Genomic DNA, 19,567 nt, shown 5'->3' with positions numbered 1-19,567 from the left:
CCGAAAGGCGCCTTCCGCGTGCTCGCCCTGCTGCACACCTCACCCGTCCACGTGCCGGTCTTCGACGCCCTGCGCGACGCCGTCCGGCCGGGACTGCCGCTGAGCCACCTCGTCCACGAGGACCTGCTCGACCGGGCCCGGCGCGACGGGCCCGAGGCCGTGGCCGGCGAGGTGCGGGACGTGGTGGTGCGGGCCGTCGGTGACGGGGCCCGCGCCGTGCTGTGCACGTGTTCCACCATCGGCGGCGTCGCGGAGGCGGCCGCCGCCTCGGCCGGGGTGCCGGTGCTGCGCGTCGACCGCCCGATGGCGGCCGCTGCGGTGGCCGCCGGTCCCCGGATCGTCGTGCTCGCCGCGCTGGAGAGCACGCTCGGACCGACAGCCGCGCTGATCGAGGAGGAGGGCCGGCGCGCCGGTCGCGCCGTGGAGGTGGGGACCCTGCTCGTCGACGGCGCCTGGGCCCGCTTCGAGGCGGGCGACAACGAGGGATACGTGGGCCTCGTGGCGGCCGCCGCCGACGCGGTGAGCCCCGTCGGCGCCGACGCGGTCGTCCTCGCGCAGGCCTCCATGGCGCCCGCGGAACGGCTGACCGTCACTCCGCTCCCGGTGCTGTCCAGTCCCCGCCCGGGTTTCGTCGCGGCCGCCGAGGCGGCGCTCGCCGGGTGAGTCCGGGTGGGCCCACCTGGACCGCCGCATTGACGCCCCCGGGTGAGTGCCGGACCGGACGCCGGGTAGGCGGGGGAGTAGTCCAGAGCCACCGTCGACCGACTGGCTGGAGGACGCAGTGACCGAACCGTATCCCGATCCCGTACAGCCCCCGCCGACACCCGGCCCGGACCCCGTGCATCCGGAGCCGCCGCCGGGGCCCGTGCCGACGCCCGAGCCGCCGCCCGGCCCGGAGCCGACCCCGCCGCCCCCGGCCCCGGGACCGCCCCCGGGTCCCGTGCCCGAGCCCGGTCCGTCCCCGATCCCTCCGGGCCCGGAACCGGTCCCGAACCCGGAGCCCGGCCCGCCCCTGAGCTGAGCGATCGGCGCCGTCGAACAGCGGAGCAAGCGGAACAGCGGTGGGCGAGGCCCAGGCTCCGCCCACCGCAACGCCGTCGAGCAGCGGTGGGCGGGGCCGGATCCCCGCCCACCCCCAACGTCGTCAGGGGCGCGGGGAACTGCGCGAGCAACCCCCACGCACCCGCACCCGCCCGACGACCGAACACCGTCGAACGCCGCCGAACGCCGCCGAACGCCCCGAAACGCCGCGAGGCGCTACGCGGACACCTCCGACCGGTCCCCGCCCCACAGCGTGTGGAACGACCCCTCCTGGTCGGTTCGCCGGTAGGTGTGCGCCCCGAAGAAGTCCCGCTGCCCCTGCGTCAGCGCCGCCGGCAGCCGCTCGGCGCGCAGCGCGTCGTAGTACGCCAGCGCCGCCGCGAAGCCCGGCGTCGGCACGCCCTGCCGGGTGGCGGCGACCAGGACGTCCCGCCAGTCGTCCTGCGCGGCCGCGATCTCCTGGGCGAACGTCTCGTCGGACAGCAGGCTCGGCAGATCGGGCCGGGCGTCGTACGCGGAGCGGATCCGGTCCAGGAACGCGGCGCGGATGATGCAGCCGCCGCGCCAGATGGCGGCGACCTGGCCGAGGTCGATGTCCCAGCCGTACTCCTCGCTGCCCGCGGTGATCTCGTGGAAGCCCTGGGTGTACGACACGATCTTCGAGGCGTACAGCGCCTGCTCCACCTGGTCCGCGAAGGCGGCCGCCTCCGACTCGCCGAGCGGCGACGCCGTGGGGCCCGCCAGTCCGCGCGAGGCCTCGCGCAGCGCCACATGCCCGGACAGGGACCGCGCGAAGACGGCCTCCGCGATGCCGGACACCGGAACGCCGAGGTCGAGGGCGATCTGGACGGTCCAGCGGCCGGTGCCCTTCTGCTCCGCCTGGTCCACCACCACGTCCACGAACGGCTTGCCCGTCGCGGCGTCCACGTGCGACAGCACCTCGGCGGTGATCTCGATCAGGTACGAGTCCAGCCGGCCGGTGTTCCACGTCCGGAAGATCTCCGCGATCTGCGCGGGCCCGTACCCGGCGACGTCCCGCAGCAACTGGTACGCCTCGCCGATCAGCTGCATGTCGGCGTACTCGATGCCGTTGTGCACCATCTTCACGAAATGCCCGGCGCCGTCCGGACCGACGTGCGTCACGCACGGCGCCCCGTCCGCCGCCTTCGCGGAGATCTTCTCCAGCATCGGGCCCAGCGAGTCGTACGACTCCGTCGAGCCGCCCGGCATGATGCTCGGCCCGTGGAGGGCGCCCTCCTCGCCGCCGGAGATGCCGGTGCCGACGAAGTGGATGCCCTGCTCGCGCAGTTCGCGCTCCCGGCGCCGGGTGTCGGCGAAGTGCGCGTTGCCGCCGTCGATGATCATGTCGCCGGGTTCGAGCAGCGGGGCGAACTCCTGAATCACGGCGTCGGTGGGCTCCCCGGCCTTCACCATGATGACCAGCCGGCGGGGCCGCTCCAGCGCCGCGACGAACTCCTTGGCGGTCTCGGCCGCGATGAACTCGCCCTCGTCGCCGAACTCCTCCACCAGCGCATGGGTGCGTGCCGCCGTCCGGTTGTGGACCGCGACCGTGTATCCGTTGCGTGCGAAGTTGCGGGCGAGGTTGCGGCCCATGACCGCGAGACCCGTGACACCGATCTGGGCTGACGTGCTCATATCGTAGAACTCCTAGCTGTCCGGACATCGGGTGGTACCGGTCGTGCTCGGTGTACTGCCTTCGTATTGTCTTCGGCCATCCTTACGTGCCCCCGCTCCGGCCGCACACGCGGGCTCCCCGCGCAGGGGGGTGTCCGCAGATACGGGCGGGGGCGCCGGGCTGCTCAGTGGCCGGTTCGCGCGGGGCGCCCGTGCGCCGTGCGGGACGTCTGACGGTCGGTCAACTCCCGGTGCGCCGTGTGCTTTCCAGCGACCCTGAGGCGGCTGATTGCTGTCTTGTCATGGCCTGTTCCGCCCGCATAGTTTTGGCCCTCCTGACGCTTGTCGAGGGGGCACTTCATGGCCGTACGCGGCCGGCACCGCCGGTATCAGCCGAACAGGATCAACCGCGCCTCACTCACCGTCACTGCGGGCGGGGCCGGGATCGCCCTTCCGTTCGTCGGTACCGGTGCCGCACAGGCGGCCGACGCGGGCACGTGGGACAAGGTGGCCGCGTGCGAGTCGAGCAACGACTGGAACATCAACACCGGCAACGGCTACTACGGGGGACTGCAGTTCAGCCAGTCCACCTGGGAGGCCTTCGGCGGCACGGCGTACGCGTCGCGCGCGGATCTGGCCACCAAGGATCAGCAGATCGCCGTCGCCGAGAAGGTGCTCGACGGGCAGGGCCCGGGTGCCTGGCCGGTCTGCTCGCAGGAGGCCGGGCTCACCCGCGACGGCGGCACGTCCGCGAACCCGTCCGACAGCGGCACGAGCGGCAGCCGCCCCGACGGCGGCACCTCGACCCGCGCGTCCCGGACCTCGGTCGCCGACGTCCAGCCGCAGACCACACCCCAGTCCCGGGCTGGCAAGGCCGAGATGTACACCGTGGTGCGCGGCGACACGCTCTCCGCGATCGCCGAGGAGCAGCGCGTCAAGGGCGGCTGGCAAGGTCTGTTCGCGGCCAACCGCACCACCATCGGGACCGACCCCGACCTGATCCTGCCCGGCCAGCGGCTGAGCCTGGCCGGCAAGGCCCCGGGCACGGCGACGTCGGCGGGCTCCGCGCCGAAGACCGAACCGAAGGAGGAGCCGCGGGCCACGCCCTCGACCACGACGTCCTCCGGCTCCCGCAGCTCCGGGTCCAGCTCCAGCTCAAGTTCAAGCTCCGGCGACCGGGACACCGACACGCTCGTCGCACCCGTCAGCGCCTCGCTGGGCACCCCGTACCGGGCGTCCGGGTCCAGCTGGTCGAAGGGCTATCACACCGGCGTCGACTTCCCCGTCACCACCGGCACCTCGGTGAAGGCCGTCGGGCCGGGCCGGGTGGTGAGCGCGGGCTGGGGCGGCTCGTTCGGCTACGAGGTGGTCATCCGGCACAGCGACGGCCGGTACACCCAGTACGCGCACCTGTCGGCGATCTCCGTGAAGGCCGGGCAGGCGGTCGGCGGCGGCCAGCGCATCGGCCGCGCGGGCTCCACCGGGAACAGCTCGGGCCCGCACCTCCACTTCGAGGTGCGGACCGGGCCGGGGTTCGGCACCGACATCGACCCCGTGGCGTATCTCCGGTCCGGTGGCGTCAGGATCTGACGCGTATGCGGCGCCGCCGGTCGAGGGCCGGCGGCGGGAGGAACACACCGCCGTACAGCGCGGCGTAGCCGGGCGCAGGGCCGGCGGGCGCCCTGTTCTCGTACGCGCCCTCCGCCGCGGGGCTCGGCAGGAAGACCGGCTCCTCCGCCCGCGCGGCGGGTTCGTCGCCGAGGCCCGCGCGCCGCTTCGGCGCGAACGCAGACGCGGCGGCCGTGACGGGGGCGGCGGGGGTGGACGGGATGGCGGGGATGGCGGGGACCGGCTCGGACAACGCCACCGGCGCGGCATCCGCGGTCACGACCGCCCGAGCCACGGGCGCGGGCACATCCGCCGCGGCGACCGCTGCCGTGGTCACCGCCACGGAGGTCTCGGTCACCCCCGCCGGCACGATGACCGCGGTCAGCGGCGCGTCGGCACGGTCCTGGCCCTGGTCCCGGTCCTCGTCCAGAACCTGGACCCGGACCCGGTCCTGAACCGAATCCCGGTCCCCGGCCTCGTCCTGCGACCGGGCGATGCGCTCGGTGGTCAGCAGTATCAGGCCGCCCGCCGCGACCACGCCGCAGCCCAGGGCGAGGACGGTGCCCGTGGTGCCGTAACGGAAGGTCTCGCCGAACATCGTGATGCCCACCGCGGCCGCCACCACCGGGTTGACCACCGTCAGCGTGGCCAGCGGGGCGGCGAGCCCGGCGCCCCGGTAGGAGGCCTGCGACAGCAGCAGACCGGCCGTCGCGAGCACGCCGATCGCCGCCAGGGGCGGCAGGTCGCCCGCCGACACCCCGCCGGTCCAGTCGACGGCGACCGTCTTGGTGAAGACCGAGGACATGCCGAAGGCGATGCCGGACGCGGTCGCGAGCAGCATGGCCCGCACCGCCGGATGCCGGTGCGCGGCACGGCCCGCGATCATCAGCGCCGTCACCGCGACGGCGGTGGCCGTGAAGACGGCCACCTGCTGCGGCCCGCCCAGCGACTGCGCGTCCGACGTGCCGACCAGGGACAGCAGTCCGGCGAGACCCACGGTCGCCATGACGGCGCCCCGCCAGGCGGTCGCCCCGGCCTTGCGGCCCACGAACAGTGCCGCCATGGGCAGCGCGAAGACGATGGTGAGCGCGCCGAGGGGCTGCACCACGCTCAGCGGTCCGTACGCCAGCGCGACCACGTGCAGCAGTCCGCCCAGGCCGTTGAGCGCGACCGCGGCCCACCAGCCGGCGCGGCGCAGGGGGGCGTACTGCTCGCCCGGCGACGACGCCGCGACGTGCTCCTGCACGATCGCCCCGCCCGCGTAGGCCACGGCGGACACGATCGACAGCAGCACGGACAACGCGAGGGCGCTCATGAGCTGCTCCTCTGCGTGAGGCGGGGGCGCGGGGCCCGGCGTGGCGAGCGATCGGCATCCATGCCAACACGATGCCCCGCCGACCTGTTCCCCGTCGTCGTCCCTGAGCACGCAATGGCTCCTACTACCGATGGAGTACGGCGGCGGCGCAGTCATCCCTGAGGCGTGCGCCGACGGCGCGGGCCCCGTGCGCCGACCCCTAGGGGGTGTCTCGTCGATCAGGCCGGATCAGGGAGCGGCGTCTGGTGCCGTGCATCGCAAGGCGGAGGAGGGAGCCGATGCGATGGGGGTCCCCCCTGCTCGAGCGGAGCCGAGAGCTTGGGGGAATCGGGGACCGACGACAACGCGGCGAGGCACGGTGCCAGGCGCCGCGAGCCCGGCATGATCGGCGAGACGCCCCCTAGGGGGCCGCGTCCTCCCGCCCTGTCGAACTTGGTACTACTGCTCCTCGTGGAACTCGACCCCGAACTCGCCGCGCTCCGCCCGCTCGGCGGCTTCTTCCTCCTGCACACCACGTCGCATACGACCGCGCACGACACTTCGCCGACCACCGGAGCCGGCCCCGACGCCCTCCCCACCCTCGCCCAGGTATACGCAGGCCAGGCCTCGCAGGTTCATCCGGACCCGCTGGGCTTCCGGGTCCGCAAGGTCGCCGAGGCGCTCGGTGCCCCCGAGCCGCGGGTCGCCGCCTCCGTCGCCCACCTCGGACTGGCGTCCCGCCTCTGGTCGGTCGCCCTGGGCTGCGCCGCGCTGTACGGCCGCGTCCCCGACCTCGACCCCCGGCTGCTGCGCTGGGACCCCGACGCCGTCACCCCGTACGACTTGAGGCTGACAGAGGTGCGCCTGCGGCCCGCCGACGCGGACACCGTCGCCGATGCGCTTGCCGACGCCGTACCGCGCGCCCATCTGGAACCGCTCGCCGCCGCCCTGCGCGCCCGGTACCGGCTCGCCCCCGGTCTGCTGCGCGGCAACGCCGCCTCGGCACTGGCCGGCGCCGCCCGGACCCTGGACCGGTGGGCGCGGGAGCACGGCCGTACGGACGTCGCCGACCGGGCCCGCGCCCTGACCGCCGACCTGTTCACCCACCCGCTCCTCGCCGGCACCGGAACCCTCTCCGGCACCGCCTTCCGGCGCCGCGGCTGCTGCCTCTACTACCGGGTGCCCGGCGCGGGCGTGTGCGGCGACTGCTGCTTCACCCGGCCCCCGCGGTCTTCCCCGCGCGCGGCATCTGGGTGACCATGAGGGAACCAGCCGCTGAGACAGGGGGTTCCGGGTGCGAGTGGGACTGCTGACCCGGGAGTACCCGCCGGACGTGTACGGCGGCGCGGGCGTCCATGTGGAGTTCCTGACGCAGGAGTTGCGGTCCCTGGTCGACCTGGAGGTGCACTGCTGGGGCGAGGCCTCCTCGGCGGAGCGAGCGGCGGGCGTCGTACGCCACCGCCCCTGGTCCGCCCTCGACGGCGCCAACGACGCGCTGCGCACCTTCTCCGTGGACCTCGCCATGGCCGCCGCCCTCGAAGGCCGCGAACTCGTCCACTCCCACACCTGGTACGCCAACCTGGCCGGTCACCTCGCCAAGCTCCAGTACGGAATCCCGCACGTACTGACCGCGCACTCGCTCGAACCCCTGCGGCCCTGGAAGGCCGAGCAACTGGGCGGCGGATACGCCCTGTCGGGCTGGGCCGAGCGCACCGCGTTCGAGGCCGCCGACGCGGTGATCGCCGTGTCCGGCGCGATGCGCGAGGACATCCTCGCCTGCTACCCCGCGCTCGACCCGGCCCGGGTGCACGTCGTGCACAACGGCATCGACACGGAGCTGTACCGGCCCGACCCCGGCACCGACGTGCTGCGCCGCCTCGGCGTGGACCCGGACCGCCCCTACGTCCTCTTCGTCGGCCGCATCACCCGCCAGAAGGGCGTGCCCCACCTGCTGCGCGCGGTCCGCGGCATCGACCCGGCCGCGCAGGTGGTGCTGTGCGCGGGCGCGCCCGACACGCCGGAGATCGAGCGGGAGTTCCGTGAGCTGTACGAGGAGCTGAGCCGGGTGCGGGACGGCGTGCACTGGATCGCGCGGATGCTGCCGCGGCCGGAGGTCGTCCAACTCCTCACCCACGCCGCCGTGTTCGTCTGCCCCTCGGTGTACGAACCGCTCGGCATCGTCAACCTGGAGGCGATGGCGTGCGGCACGCCCGTCGTGGCCTCCCGGGTCGGCGGCATCCCGGAGGTCGTCGCGGACGGCAAGACCGGGCTCCTGGTGCCCGTGGACGACGCCTTCGAGGACGGCCTCGCGCAGGCCCTGGACGCGGTGCTCGGCGACCCGGACGGCGCCCGCCGGATGGGCGAGGCAGGGCGGGAGCGGGCCGTCGGCGAGTTCGGCTGGGACACGGTCGCCCGGCGCACGGTCCGGCTGTACGAGCGGATCGCGGCCGGGGCATAGCAAGGCATCCACCAGAGGGGGTCCGCCTGGCTTCGGGCGGGCATGCGGAACCAGCGTGAGGGGAGCGGCCATGCGGCGTGGGGGTCCTTCGGTTCTCGGCATCGTCCTGGCAGGCGGCGAGGGCAAGCGTCTGATGCCCCTGACCGCGGACCGCGCGAAACCCGCGGTCACCTTCGGCGGCACCTACCGCCTCGTCGACTTCGTCCTGTCCAACCTCGTCAACGCCGACATCCTGCGCATCTGCGTGCTCACGCAGTACAAGTCGCACTCCCTGGACCGGCACATCACCACAACCTGGCGGATGTCCAGCCTGCTCGGCAACTACGTCACGCCCGTCCCCGCCCAGCAGCGCCTCGGCCCGCGCTGGTACCTGGGCAGCGCGGACGCCATCCTGCAGTCCCTGAACCTGGTGTACGACGAGCAGCCCGAGTACGTCGCCGTGTTCGGCGCCGATCACGTGTACCGCATGGACCCGCGGCAGATGCTCGCCCAGCACGTCGAGTCCGGCGCCGGGGTGACCGTCGCCGGCATCCGGGTGCCGCGCGCCGAGTCCTCGGGGTTCGGAGTGATCACCCCCGGGCCGGACGGGCAGACGGTGAAGCGGTTCCTGGAGAAGCCGGCCGACCCGCCCGGACTGCCGGGGGACCCCGACTGCGTCTTCGCCTCGATGGGCAACTACGTCTTCACCACCAAGGCGCTCGTCGCGGCGCTGCACCGCGACGCGGAGGACGAGCGGTCGGTGCACGACATGGGCGGTTCGATCCTGCCCCAGCTCACCGAGCGCGGCGAGGCCGGGCTGTACGACTTCGGCGAGAACCACGTGCCCGGCGAGACCAGCCGCGACCAGGGGTACTGGCGTGACGTCGGCACCCTCGACGCGTACTACGACGCCCATATGGACCTGATCGCCGAGCGCCCCGCCTTCAACCTGTACAACCGCAGCTGGCCGATCTACACCCACTCGGGCCAGCTGTCCCCGGCCCGCTTCAACGCGGGCGGCATCGCCAGTGAGTCGATCATCAGTGCCGGATGCCTGATCCGGGGGCAGGTGACACGGTCCGTGCTCTCGCCGGGCGTGGTGGTCGACCCCGGGGCGGTGGTGCAGGGGTCGGTGCTCCACGACAACGTGCACATCGGCCGGGGCGCGGTGGTGCGCGGCGCCGTCCTCGACAAGAACGTGGAGGTGCCGCCGGGCGCGACCATCGGCGTCAACCCGGAGCGGGACGGCGAGCTGTACACGGTCTCCAAGGGCGGGGTGATCGCGCTGGGGAAGGGCCAGCGAGTGCCGTAGCACCCGCCACTCGTGTGACGGGCGGGGCGGCACAGGTGAAGAGACCGGGTCTTAATACGCTGTTAACTGAGCGTAGCCCGACAATCCTTGACCGTAATCGTCCACGGGCGATTGACTGCAGCCCCACCCCGCCGACGCGAGGCAAGCCATTGACTTCTGACGATCTGACTTCTGACGATCTGCTCGCACCCCTCGACCTGGCGTTCTGGAACATCGACTCCGAGCGGCACCCCATGCACCTGGGCGCCCTCGGCGTCTTCACCGCGAACTCGTCCACCGCGGGCGCCCACGCCGCCGACCTGCTCGCCGCGCGGGCCGCCGGCGTCCCCGGCCTCAGGATGCGGATCCGGGACGTGTGGCGGCCGCTCGACCCGGACCCGCGCGCGTTCCCGTTCGACCTGCGGGGGTCGCTGGCCTTCGGCGGCGCGGCCCGGGAACCCGACCCCGGCTTCGACCCCCAGCACCACGTGCGGCTGCACGCCCCCACCACCGACTTCCAGGCCGCCGCGGGCCGGCTCCTGGAGCGGCCCCTGGAGCGCGGCCGGCCGCCGTGGGAGGCGCATGTGCTGCCCGGCGAGGACGGCGTCTCCTTCGCCGTGCTGTTCAAGTTCCACCACGCCCTCGCCGACGGGCTGCGCGCCCTCGCCCTCGCCGCGGCGATCCTCGACCCCATGGACATGCCGCCGCCCCGCCCCCGCCGCGCCGAGCCTGCCCGCGGCCCGCTGCCCGACGTCCGCCGCCTGCCCGCGCTGCTGCGCGGCGCCCTGTCCGACGCGAACCGCGCCCTCGGCATCGGTGCCAGCGTCGCCCGCTCCACGCTGAGCGCCCGCCCCTGCCCGGCCCTGACCTCCGACCCCTCCGGCACCCGCCGCACCGCCGGCGTCGCCGTCGACCTCGACGACGTCCACCGCGTCCGCAAGGCCGTCGGCGGCACCGTCAACGACGTACTCATCGCCGTCGTCGCCGGCGGCCTGCGCCGCTGGCTCGACGAACGCGGCGACGGCAGCGACGGCGTCGCCCCGCGAGCCCTGATCCCCGTCTCCACCCGCCGCCCGCGCACCGCCCACCCGCAGGGCAACCGGCTCTCCGGCTACTTGACACGGCTTCCCGTCGGCGACCCCGACCCGCTGCGCCGCCTCGGCGCGGTCCGCACCGCCATGGACCGCAACAAGGACGCCGGCCCGCACCGCGGCGCGGGCGCCGTCGCCCTGCTCGCCGACCATGTGCCCGCCCTCGGCCACCGGCTCGGCGGCCCACTCGCCGCCCAGGCGGCGCGGCTCTGGTTCGACATCCTGGTCACCAGCGTGCCGCTGCCCTCCCTCGGCCTGAAGCTGGGCGGCGCCCCGCTCGCCGAGGTCTACCCCTACGCCCCGCTCGCCCACGGACACTCCCTCGCGGTCGCCGTCTCCACCTACCGCGGCGCCGTCCACTACGGCCTCGTCGCCGACGCCGGGGCCGTCCCCGACCTCGACCGGCTCGCCCGGGCGCTCGCCACCGAAGTCGAGACGCTGATCACTGCCTGTACGCCCTGATCGAGACGGGTTTGGCGGTCCGGCCCGGCGCTCCGTAAAATCCGACGTTCGAATGCGGGCGCGAGTCGGAGCGCCGCCAGGGCAGAAACAGGGAACGCAGCGGCGATGACGGTGACAGAGGAAGGCACCCGGACCACGGACGAGGTGGTCTACGGGCCCGGCATCGACCCCGAGCGTCTGGCGATCTGCCTGAGCGTGCTCGAGGAGCTCGACCAGCTCGAGATCGACCACCCCGACGCGATCAAGGTGCGCCGGGCCACCTCGCAGATCTACCGCACGGTCAAGCAGCGCCGCCGCCAGGAGCGCCGGGCCGCCAAGACCGCCCACGACCGGGCGGTCACCGAGGCCACCGCGACCGGCTCCGCCGAGCGCATCGACGACGAGACCGAGGGCATCCTGCCCTCCTCGAAGGTCGAGGCGGGCCGGATCGCCGGGATACTCCAGCGCCCGCGCTCCTGCTACGTCTGCAAGACGCGGTACGTCGAGGTCGACTACTTCTACCACCAGCTCTGCCAGGACTGCGCCGCCCTGAACCGGGCCAAGCGCGACGCCGGCGCCGACCTCACCGGCAAGCGCGCGCTGCTCACCGGCGGCCGCGCCAAGATCGGCATGTACATCGCGCTGCGGCTGCTGCGCGACGGCGCCCACACCACGATCACCACGCGCTTCCCCAAGGACGCCATCCGCCGCTTCAAGGCGATGGACGACTCGGCGGACTGGATCCACCGCCTGGAGGTCGTCGGCATCGACCTGCGCGACCCGGCCCAGGCCGTGGCCCTCGCCGACCAGGTCGCCGAGGCCGGCCCCCTCGACATTCTGATCAACAACGCGACGCAGACCGTGCGCCGCCTCCCCTCCGCCTACGCCGCCCTGGTCGAGGGCGAGAGCGCCCCGCTGCCCGCCGGCGAGCTGCCCGCCCACCACGTCATCGGCGCCTTCAACTCCGGCGCCGTCGACGGCCTCGCCGCGCTGCCCGTCGGCAGGAGCGGGCTGGACGCGCAGAAGGTCGCCGACCTCGCCCTGGTCGCGGGCAACGCCAGCATCGCCCGCCACCTCGACGGCACCGCCATCGACGCCGGCGGCCTGGTGCCGGACGTCGTCGACACCAACACCTGGGTGCAGACCATCGAGCAGATCTCCCCGGTGGAGCTGCTCGAGACCCAGCTGTGCAACTACACCGCCCCGTTCATCCTGATCAGCAAGCTGCGGACGGCGATGGCCGAGGCCGCCCGCAAGGCGTCCAGCGGGCGCTCCTACGTCGTCAACGTCTCGGCGATGGAGGGGGTCTTCGGCCGCGGCTACAAGGGCGCGGGGCACCCGAACACCAACGCCGCGAAGGCCGCCATGAACATGGTCACGCGGACCAGCGCCCAGGAGATGTTCGACACCGACCGCATCCTCATGACCTCGGTCGACACCGGCTGGATCACCGACGAGCGGCCGCACTTCGACAAGCTGCGCCTCGCCGAGGAGGGCTTCCACGCCCCGCTCGACCTGGTCGACGGCGCGGCCCGCGTCTACGACCCGATCGTGCGCGGCGAGGCGGGCGAGGACCTGTACGGCGTCTTCCTGAAGGACTACGCGCCGGGCAAGTGGTAGCCGCGCCGGGCGTAGTCCTCGGCCGGTGAGGCCCGGTGTGGCCACCGGTGAGCCCGGTGACGCCCCGTCAGTCCACCGCGCGCAGCCGCGTGTTGCGCGCGGCCACCAGTTCCAGCACGGTCCGCCAGTCCTCCAGGACCCCGGCGTCGAACCCGGGCGCCCGGCCCTCCTCGTCGGCCTGCCGCAGCCGCAGCAGGTCTTCGTCGGAGTCGGCGCCGGGCCGCGGCAGCCGTCGTACCAGCCGGGAGACCCGGTCGCCCAGCAGCGGCCGCACCGCCGCGGCGGCCCGGTCGGCGGGCCCGCCCGGGGCGCCGGGCGGCAGCACATGCCCGACGGGATGGACCAGGCCCGCCACCTGGAGCTCCTTGTCGGCGGGCCGGACGCGGCGCAGCAGCGCCGCCGTCTGGAGCGCGTGGTCGTGCAGATCGACCCGGGTGCGGCGCAGGCCCGGCTCGGGCCATGCGCCCCGGCAGGCGTTCAGCAGATCCATCAGCTCCTCGACACTGCGCAGCTCCATGCGTCGGTCCTCCCGCCGGACTCGGGCCTGTCTCTCGGATCATGATCGGCGCCGCGGGCCTGGCACGCCGTCCGCCAGCACACCATGGACGGCTTGCGAATCGGCCAACGGGACCTGAACTACGCGCCCGCTACCCCACGACCGGCCGTACATCCGTTCAGCTCAATAGGCCGAGCGGGTGATAGGCGAACGGGGCATCATGTGGCAAAAGCGGGCAAGGCCTTGTGGTGGGCATGCAGGGCGACTTGGGACAGTCACCCCTGATCTCCCCCTAGTTTTGAGCCCCATCGAGCGGATGCCCGCTCATTTGGTTAATCTGTTCCGGACGGACAAGCAGAACGGGTCCCTACCACCACCCACCGTCCGTCCCGGGACCAGCCGGTGCACAACGGCCTGCTTTCCCCGCGTTGTCCACGCCACCGCGTCCGGACGGATTCGACCCAGACCCGAGTGGGCGTCGTGCCGCGGAACGCAGCCTGGCCGGCCGACCCGAGGGTGACCCGACACATAAGGAGTGCGCGGTGACACCGGAGAAGACGAAGCGAGAACAGGGCCCCAAGGAACGCTCGGAGCGCGCGGGCCGACGACCCGACGAGATCGGCAGCCTCGACGTCTGGGCCCGTTCGGCCCCGATCCGGCTGGCGGGCTACGAGGAAGACCTCGCCGAGCCCCACATCCTGCCCAGCGTGGACTGAAGCCAGGCGCCACCCGCGATCGCCGGTCAGCTGGGCGTGCGACACTCACGCCCATGCTGATCAGAGAAGCCACCGCCGACGACTGGCCGCGCATCTGGCCGTTCTGGCATCGCATCGTCGCCGCGGCCGAGACCTACAGCTGGGACCCCGAGACCGGTGAGGAAGACGCCCGCGCGCTCTGGATGGGCCCCGCGAAACGGGTCTACGTCGCCGAGGACGAGACCGGCGCCGTCGTCGGCTCCGCGTACCTCACCCCCAACTACGGGGGACCCGCCGCCCGCATCGCCAACGCGGGCTTCATGGTCGACCCCGACCACGGCGGCCGGGGCGTCGGCCGCGCACTCGCCGAGCACATCCTGCGCGAGGCCGAGGCGCACGGCTACCGGGGGATGGTGTTCAACGCGGTCGTCGAGACCAACCCGGCCGTCAAGCTGTGGACCTCGCTCGGCTTCACGATCCTCGCCACGGTGCCGGAGGCGTTCGACCACCCCCGGCACGGCCTCGTCGGGCTGCACATCATGTACAAGGCCCTCTAGACAGCGCCTAGGGGGCGTCTAGCCGATCATGCCGGGCTCGCGCCGCCTGGCACCGCACCTCGCCGCGTTGTCGTCACTCTCCCCCACGCTCGAACGAGCTGCCGCGGGGGCACCCCCATCGCTCCGCATCGACTCCCTCCTCCGCCTTGTGATGCACGGCACCAGACGCCGCTCCCTGACCCGGCCTGATCGACGAGACACCCCCTAGCCGAGGGGCGCCGTCCGCTCCCACGGCCGCAGCCGCTCCAACTGCCCCGCCAGCTCCAGCAGTTCCGCCTCCGACCCGGGCCGCCCCACCAGCTGTACGGCACTGGGGGCACCCGAGGGCAGCTTGCCGAGCGGGACGGCCATCGCCGGCCAGCCGGTGAGGTTCCACGGCGGAGTCATCGGCGAGTACGCCGAGTTGGCGGCGACGTTGCGCAGCCAGCCCCGCTCGTGCCACGGCGCCGACCGGGGCGAGCGGCGGGCCAGCGCCGGTGTCAGCAGCACGTCGTACTCGGCGAAGAACGGCTCCAGCCGACGGCGCAGCTCCTCCCGGCCCGCCCCGGCGCGCACCCGCCCCACGAAACGCCGCCCGACGGCCGCGTGGACGCGGGTGCGCCGGGTCAGCAGCCGCGGATCGAGGCCCTGCGCGTCGACCGACGTGCCCGCCGTCCAGTGCGCCAGCGAGGTCAGGCTCAGCGACAGCGGGTACGGCGGGTCGGCGCGCCGCACCACGTGACCCGCCTTCATCAGCACCTCGGCCGCCTCCCGCGCGGCGGACGTGTACGGCTTGCTCAGCGCCACCCCGGCGAGCGGGCTGCGCAGCGAGAGGGCGATCCGGCGGGTGCCGGGCGCGTCCCCTCGTACGGTGCCGGCGTCGCCGTCCGCGAGGACGGACAGCATCAGCCGCGCGTCCGCCACGGTCGTGGCGAGCGGCCCGTTCTCCGACATGCCGAACCAGTCGCCGTCGCTGATCCCGGCCGGGACCACCCCGTGACCCGGCTTGATGGTGACCAGGCCGCAGTTGGCCGCCGGTATGCGCAGCGAGCCCATGCCGTCGTTGCCGAGGGCGATCGGCACCATCCCGGCGGCGACGGCGGCCGCGCTGCCGCCGGACGAGCCGCCCGCCGTGCGGGAGGTGTCCCAGGGGTTGCGGGAGGTGCCGTGCACGCCCTCCGTCGTACCGAAGACGCACAGCTCGGGCACGTTCGTCAGCCCCACGACCACCGCGCCAGCCGCCCGCAGCCGGGCCACGGTGACATGGTCCCGCTCGGCCGGCGCGTCCGGGGTCGCCGCCGAACCGACCCGGTTGGACTCACCGCGCACCGCGAGATTGTCCTTGACGGCCACCGGCACCCCGGCCAGCGGGAGTTCCGCGAGATCGCCGCGGGCCGCCACCTCGTCGGCCTCCCGCAGCGCCGCCTGGGCCCGCACCGTCCGGAAGGCGCCGATCCGCCCGTCCAGCCGCTCGATCCGCGCCAGGTGCTCCGTCACCACCTCCCGTGGGGTGACCTGCTTCTCCCGCACGGCGGCGGCGATCTCGACGGCGGTTCGTCCGACCCAGTTGGTCACGGGCGCTCTCCTCGGCGGTCAATGGGGGCTACTGGCGAGTACGTAGGGAGCACTCTGCCCAACGGGGCGGTGCCGCGTCGAGAGGCACGGTTCGAACCGGCCGTGGCAGGGGAGCTGTAGACCTCGTCGTACCCGTGAGCGCAGGGAGCCCCCATGCATGACGACCGCAGCCTCGTCGAAGGGCGTCTGAGGCGTGTCCTCGACGAACGCATCCGGCCCGCCGTCCACCCTGAGCGGGTGCCGCTGGAGGTGGCGGTGTGGCACGCTCCCGGCGAACCCGTGCCGGTCGCCGAGGGGCTGGCCGCCGAGGTCCGGCCGGTCGCGGCGGGGCAGCGGTGGGGTGCGCCCTGGGGCACCAGCTGGTTCCGGGTCACCGGCACCGTGCCGGAGCGGTGGGCCGGGCGGACCGTGGAGGCGCTGCTCGACCTCGGCTTCGACCCGCACATGCCCGGCTTCCAGTGCGAGGGGCTCGTCTACCGCCCCGACGGCACCCCCGTGAAGGGGCTGCACCCGCAGAACCAGTGGGTGCGGATCGGCGCGCCCGTGGCGGGCGGGGAGGAGGTGCGGCTGCACGTCGAGGCCGCCTCCAACCCCGTCGTCCTCGACTTCCACCCCTTCCTGCCGACACCGCTCGGCGACAAGGAGACCGCGGGCAGCGAGCCGCAGTACACCCTCGGGCCGATGGAGCTGGCCGTCTTCGACGAGACGGTGTGGCGGCTGGTGCTCGACCTGGAGGTGCTGGGCGAGCTGATGGCCGAGCTGCCGGCGGAGTCGGCGCGCCGCTGGGACGTCCTGCGAGCCGTGGAACGGGCCCTCGACGCGGTCGACCTGCAGGACGTCGGCGGTACGGCGGAGCGGGCGCGGGCCTGCCTCACCGACGTCCTCGCCGCGCCCGCCGCCCCCTCCGCGCACCGGATCAGCGCCGTCGGCCACGCCCACATCGACTCGGCGTGGCTGTGGCCGCTGCGGGAGACGGTCCGCAAGGTGGCCCGTACGGCCGCCAACATGACGGCGCTGATCGACGACGAGCCGGAGTTCGTCTTCGCCATGTCGCAGGCCCAGCAGTGGGCCTGGGTGAAGGAGCACCGGCCCGAGGTGTGGGCCCGGGTGAAGAAGGCCGTCGCCGAGGGGCGGTTCGTGCCGGCCGGCGGGATGTGGGTGGAGTCGGACACCAACATGCCGGGCTCGGAGGCGATGGCCCGGCAGTTCGTGCATGGCAAGCGGTTCTTCCTCGACGAGTTCGGCATCGAGAACGACGAGGCCTGGCTGCCCGACACCTTCGGCTTCGCCGCCGGGCTCCCGCAGATCATCAAGGCGGCGGGCTCCCGATACCTGCTGACGCAGAAGATCTCGTGGTCCCGCACGAACACCTTCCCGCACCACACCTTCCACTGGGAGGGCATCGACGGCACCCGGATCTTCACCCACTTCCCGCCCGTCGACACCTACAACTGCTCCATGCGCGGCGGCGAACTCGCCCACGCCGCCCGGAACTTCCGCGAGAAGGGCCGCGCCCGGCGCTCCCTCGCGCCCACCGGCTGGGGTGACGGAGGCGGCGGCACGACCCGAGAGATGGTCGCCCGCGCCGCCCGGCTGCGCGACCTCGAAGGCTCCCCGTCCGTGACCTGGGAGACGCCCGCCGCGTTCTTCGCCCGCGCCGAGGCGGAGTACCCCGACCCACCCGTCTGGGTCGGCGAGCTGTACCTGGAACTGCACCGCGCCACCCTCACCAGCCAGGCCGGCACCAAACAGGGCAACCGGCGCAGCGAACACCTGCTGCGCGAGGCCGAGCTGTGGGCGGCGACCGCGGCCGTACGCACCGGATTCCCCTACCCGTACGACGAGTTGGACCGGCTGTGGAAGACGGTGCTGCTGCACCAGTTCCACGACATCCTGCCGGGCTCCTCCATCGCCTGGGTGCACCGCGAGGCACGGCAGACGTACGCGCGGGTCGCGCGTGAACTGGAGGACCTCATCGGGGCGGCACAGCGGGCGCTGGTGGGGGAGGGTGAGCGGGAGCTGGTGTTCAACTCCGCGCCGCACACCCGGCACGGGGTCCCCGCGGGCGGCGCGGGCACCCCCCGCCGTCCGCGGCCGACCCGGCTGTCCCCCCGCGCCGGCGGCGGATACGTCCTGGAGAACGACCTGCTCCGGGTCGGCATCGACGCCCGGGGCCTCGTCGTGTCCGCCTACGACATCGAGGCCGGCCGCGAGACCGTCGCGCCGGGACGGGCCGCGAACCTCCTCCAACTGCACCCCGACTTCCCGAACATGTGGGACGCCTGGGACGTCGACGAGTTCTACCGCAACACGGTCACCGACCTGACCGGCGCCGACGAGGTCGCCGTCGCCGAGGACGGCGTCTCGGTGCGTGTCGTGCGCTCCTTCGGCGCCTCACGGGTCACCCAGGTCCTGTCGCTCGCGCCGGGGGAGCGGCGGCTGGTGCTGGACACGGAGGTCGACTGGCACGAGACGGAGAAGTTCCTGAAGCTGGCGTTCCCGCTGGACGTCCACGCCGAGCGGTACGCCTCCGAGACCCAGTTCGGGCACTTCTTCCGCCCCACGCACGGCAACACGTCCTGGGACGCGGCCAGGTTCGAGGCCTGCAACCACCGCTTCGTCCACCTGGCGGAGCCCGGCTGGGGCGTCGCCCTCGTCAACGACTCGACGTACGGCCACGACGTGACCCGAACGGTCCGTACCGGCCCCGACGCCGGTACGACGACCACGGTCCGCGCCTCCCTGCTGCGCGCCCCGCGCTTTCCCGACCCCGAGACCGACCAGGGCGTGCACCGCTTCCGGCACGCGCTGGTGCCGGGCGCGGACATCGGCGACGCGGTACGCGAGGGCTGGTGGCTGAACCTCCCGGAGCGCGTGCTCGGCGGCGCCTGCGAGGTCGCCCCGCTGGTCTCCGTCGACCAGGACGCGGTCGTCGTCACGGCGGTCAAACTGGCCGACGACGGCAGCGGTGACGTGATCGTGCGCTGCCACGAGGCCCACGGCGGCCGGGCCCGTGCCACCCTCACCGCCGGCTTCCCGTTCACCGAGGTCACGGTCACCGACCTGCTGGAACGCCCGCTGCCGGACACTGTGTCGCCGACGGCCGACGGCGAGCGGATCGCCGTACGCTTGCGGCCGTTCGAGTTGATGACGCTGCGGCTGCGGCGGCACTGACGGCGGGACCGCCGCGGCCGGGAGGGGCGGTCACGCGGGGCTGGTGGCGCGCCTCTGCCAGTTGCGCGCCCACCAGCGCATCATCTGCGGGTACACGACGAGGTATCGGAACGGCTTGATCGCGGCCATGTAGGCAGTGCCGAAGAGGCCGTTCGGCCTGACCAGGACGGCCATCTGGCCGCGGTGCCCGCCGTGGCCGTCCGGCACCCAGGCGAGGTGCAGCACCGCGTGCACGGTCCGGTTGGCCATCTCGGCCGCCCACTCGTCCTCCAGCCGGTACAGCATCGAGAACGGCGTGCCGATGCCCGGTCCGGTGGGACGCTCGCGCACGTCGGCGGGCAGCCGGTCGCGCAGGGTCGGCACCCTCTTCCCCAGGCCGGCCTTCTTCTCGTCCCAGCCGAAGAGCGCGCCCAGCTTCCACCGGGCGGCCCAGAGCACCCGCGTGGGCAGGGAGGACTGGCCCACGAAGTCGGTCTGGAAGAACGTCTCCAGCAGTTGCGGGAAGTCGTCCGGGCCGCCCGGGGTCGGCAGGGCCCACACGTCCTCCAGGTGGAAGTCGTGGGTGACGCGGTGGATGAGCCAGTCGTGGGAGGTGTGCGCGCCGCTGGGCAGCTTCATGGTGACGACCTCGCT

15 protein-coding genes are annotated in these 19,567 nt (G+C 73.6%); 10 read left to right on the top strand and 5 right to left on the bottom strand.

The features are described from left to right. Positions 1-18 precede the first annotated feature (18 nt). Positions 19-663 carry an aspartate/glutamate racemase family protein gene (locus ACSU6L_RS03150; RefSeq protein ID WP_437053271.1) on the top strand — a complete coding sequence of 215 codons (645 nt, stop codon included), beginning with the start codon at positions 19-21 and terminating at the stop codon, positions 661-663. 594 nt (positions 664-1,257) lie between these two features. Here ACSU6L_RS03150 and gndA read toward each other — a convergent pair. Further along, positions 1,258-2,697, bottom strand: coding sequence for an NADP-dependent phosphogluconate dehydrogenase (gndA, locus tag ACSU6L_RS03145; protein WP_437053269.1), 1,440 nt, complete (start codon positions 2,695-2,697; stop codon positions 1,258-1,260). Positions 2,698-3,036: 339 nt separating this feature from the next. On the opposite strand from gndA, the gene ACSU6L_RS03140 reads away from it, so the two are divergent. Beyond that, the gene (locus tag ACSU6L_RS03140) at positions 3,037-4,266 is read left to right on the top strand and encodes a transglycosylase family protein (RefSeq protein WP_437053267.1); all 1,230 of its coding nucleotides are present in this window, start codon (positions 3,037-3,039) and stop codon (positions 4,264-4,266) included. Here ACSU6L_RS03140 and ACSU6L_RS03135 read toward each other — a convergent pair. Beyond that, entirely contained in the window at positions 4,256-5,599 is a 1,344-nt protein-coding gene (locus ACSU6L_RS03135; RefSeq protein ID WP_437053266.1) for a DMT family transporter, read from the bottom strand. The genes ACSU6L_RS03140 and ACSU6L_RS03135 overlap by 11 nt on opposite strands. A gap of 450 nt (positions 5,600-6,049) precedes the next feature. Between ACSU6L_RS03135 and ACSU6L_RS03130 the strand changes: the two genes are divergently transcribed. The 5 genes from ACSU6L_RS03130 (at position 6,050) to ACSU6L_RS03110 (ending at position 12,458) form a co-directional block, all read left to right on the top strand. Then, positions 6,050-6,835 (top strand): (2Fe-2S)-binding protein, encoded by a 786-nt coding sequence (locus tag ACSU6L_RS03130; protein ID WP_437064740.1) that lies wholly within the window; start codon positions 6,050-6,052, stop codon positions 6,833-6,835. 37 nt (positions 6,836-6,872) lie between these two features. Further along, positions 6,873-8,036 carry a glycogen synthase gene (glgA, locus tag ACSU6L_RS03125; protein ID WP_437053264.1) on the top strand — a complete coding sequence of 388 codons (1,164 nt, stop codon included), beginning with the start codon at positions 6,873-6,875 and terminating at the stop codon, positions 8,034-8,036. Between the two features lie 70 nt (positions 8,037-8,106). Continuing rightward, on the top strand, positions 8,107-9,327 hold the full coding sequence (gene glgC / locus ACSU6L_RS03120; protein ID WP_437053262.1) for a glucose-1-phosphate adenylyltransferase: 1,221 nt from the start codon (positions 8,107-8,109) through the stop codon (positions 9,325-9,327). A gap of 149 nt (positions 9,328-9,476) precedes the next feature. Further along, positions 9,477-10,859 (top strand): wax ester/triacylglycerol synthase family O-acyltransferase, encoded by a 1,383-nt coding sequence (locus ACSU6L_RS03115; protein WP_437053260.1) that lies wholly within the window; start codon positions 9,477-9,479, stop codon positions 10,857-10,859. Positions 10,860-10,964: 105 nt separating this feature from the next. Next, positions 10,965-12,458, top strand: a complete 1,494-nt coding sequence (locus ACSU6L_RS03110; RefSeq protein WP_437053258.1) for an SDR family NAD(P)-dependent oxidoreductase — start codon at positions 10,965-10,967, stop codon at positions 12,456-12,458. A gap of 67 nt (positions 12,459-12,525) precedes the next feature. Here ACSU6L_RS03110 and ACSU6L_RS03105 read toward each other — a convergent pair whose 3' ends face one another. After that, positions 12,526-12,975 carry a hypothetical protein gene (locus ACSU6L_RS03105; RefSeq protein ID WP_437053256.1) on the bottom strand — a complete coding sequence of 150 codons (450 nt, stop codon included), beginning with the start codon at positions 12,973-12,975 and terminating at the stop codon, positions 12,526-12,528. A 521-nt stretch (positions 12,976-13,496) separates the two neighbouring features. On the opposite strand from ACSU6L_RS03105, the gene ACSU6L_RS03100 reads away from it, so the two are divergent. Both ACSU6L_RS03100 and ACSU6L_RS03095 read left to right on the top strand, forming a co-directional pair. Further along, the gene (locus tag ACSU6L_RS03100; RefSeq protein ID WP_107468792.1) at positions 13,497-13,670 is read left to right on the top strand and encodes a hypothetical protein; all 174 of its coding nucleotides are present in this window, start codon (positions 13,497-13,499) and stop codon (positions 13,668-13,670) included. 53 nt (positions 13,671-13,723) lie between these two features. Beyond that, positions 13,724-14,206 (top strand): N-acetyltransferase family protein, encoded by a 483-nt coding sequence (locus ACSU6L_RS03095; protein ID WP_437053254.1) that lies wholly within the window; start codon positions 13,724-13,726, stop codon positions 14,204-14,206. A gap of 204 nt (positions 14,207-14,410) precedes the next feature. Here ACSU6L_RS03095 and ACSU6L_RS03090 read toward each other — a convergent pair whose 3' ends face one another. Continuing rightward, the gene (locus tag ACSU6L_RS03090) at positions 14,411-15,760 is read right to left on the bottom strand and encodes an amidase (protein WP_437053252.1); all 1,350 of its coding nucleotides are present in this window, start codon (positions 15,758-15,760) and stop codon (positions 14,411-14,413) included. A 153-nt stretch (positions 15,761-15,913) separates the two neighbouring features. Here ACSU6L_RS03090 and ACSU6L_RS03085 point away from each other — a divergent pair, with 153 nt between their 5' ends. Continuing rightward, positions 15,914-18,934 carry an alpha-mannosidase gene (locus ACSU6L_RS03085; protein WP_437053250.1) on the top strand — a complete coding sequence of 1,007 codons (3,021 nt, stop codon included), beginning with the start codon at positions 15,914-15,916 and terminating at the stop codon, positions 18,932-18,934. Positions 18,935-18,964: 30 nt separating this feature from the next. Here the strand turns inward: ACSU6L_RS03085 and ACSU6L_RS03080 are convergent, their stop codons facing one another. Then, positions 18,965-19,552, bottom strand: coding sequence for a DUF2867 domain-containing protein (locus ACSU6L_RS03080; RefSeq protein ID WP_437053248.1), 588 nt, complete (start codon positions 19,550-19,552; stop codon positions 18,965-18,967). Positions 19,553-19,567 lie beyond the last annotated feature (15 nt).

Source organism: Streptomyces sp. enrichment culture (assembly GCF_964272855.1).
Classification (GTDB): domain Bacteria; phylum Actinomycetota; class Actinomycetes; order Streptomycetales; family Streptomycetaceae; genus Streptomyces.
The sequence above is the reverse complement of the archived record's forward strand: the minus strand, read 5'-3'. Positions and strand labels throughout refer to the sequence as shown.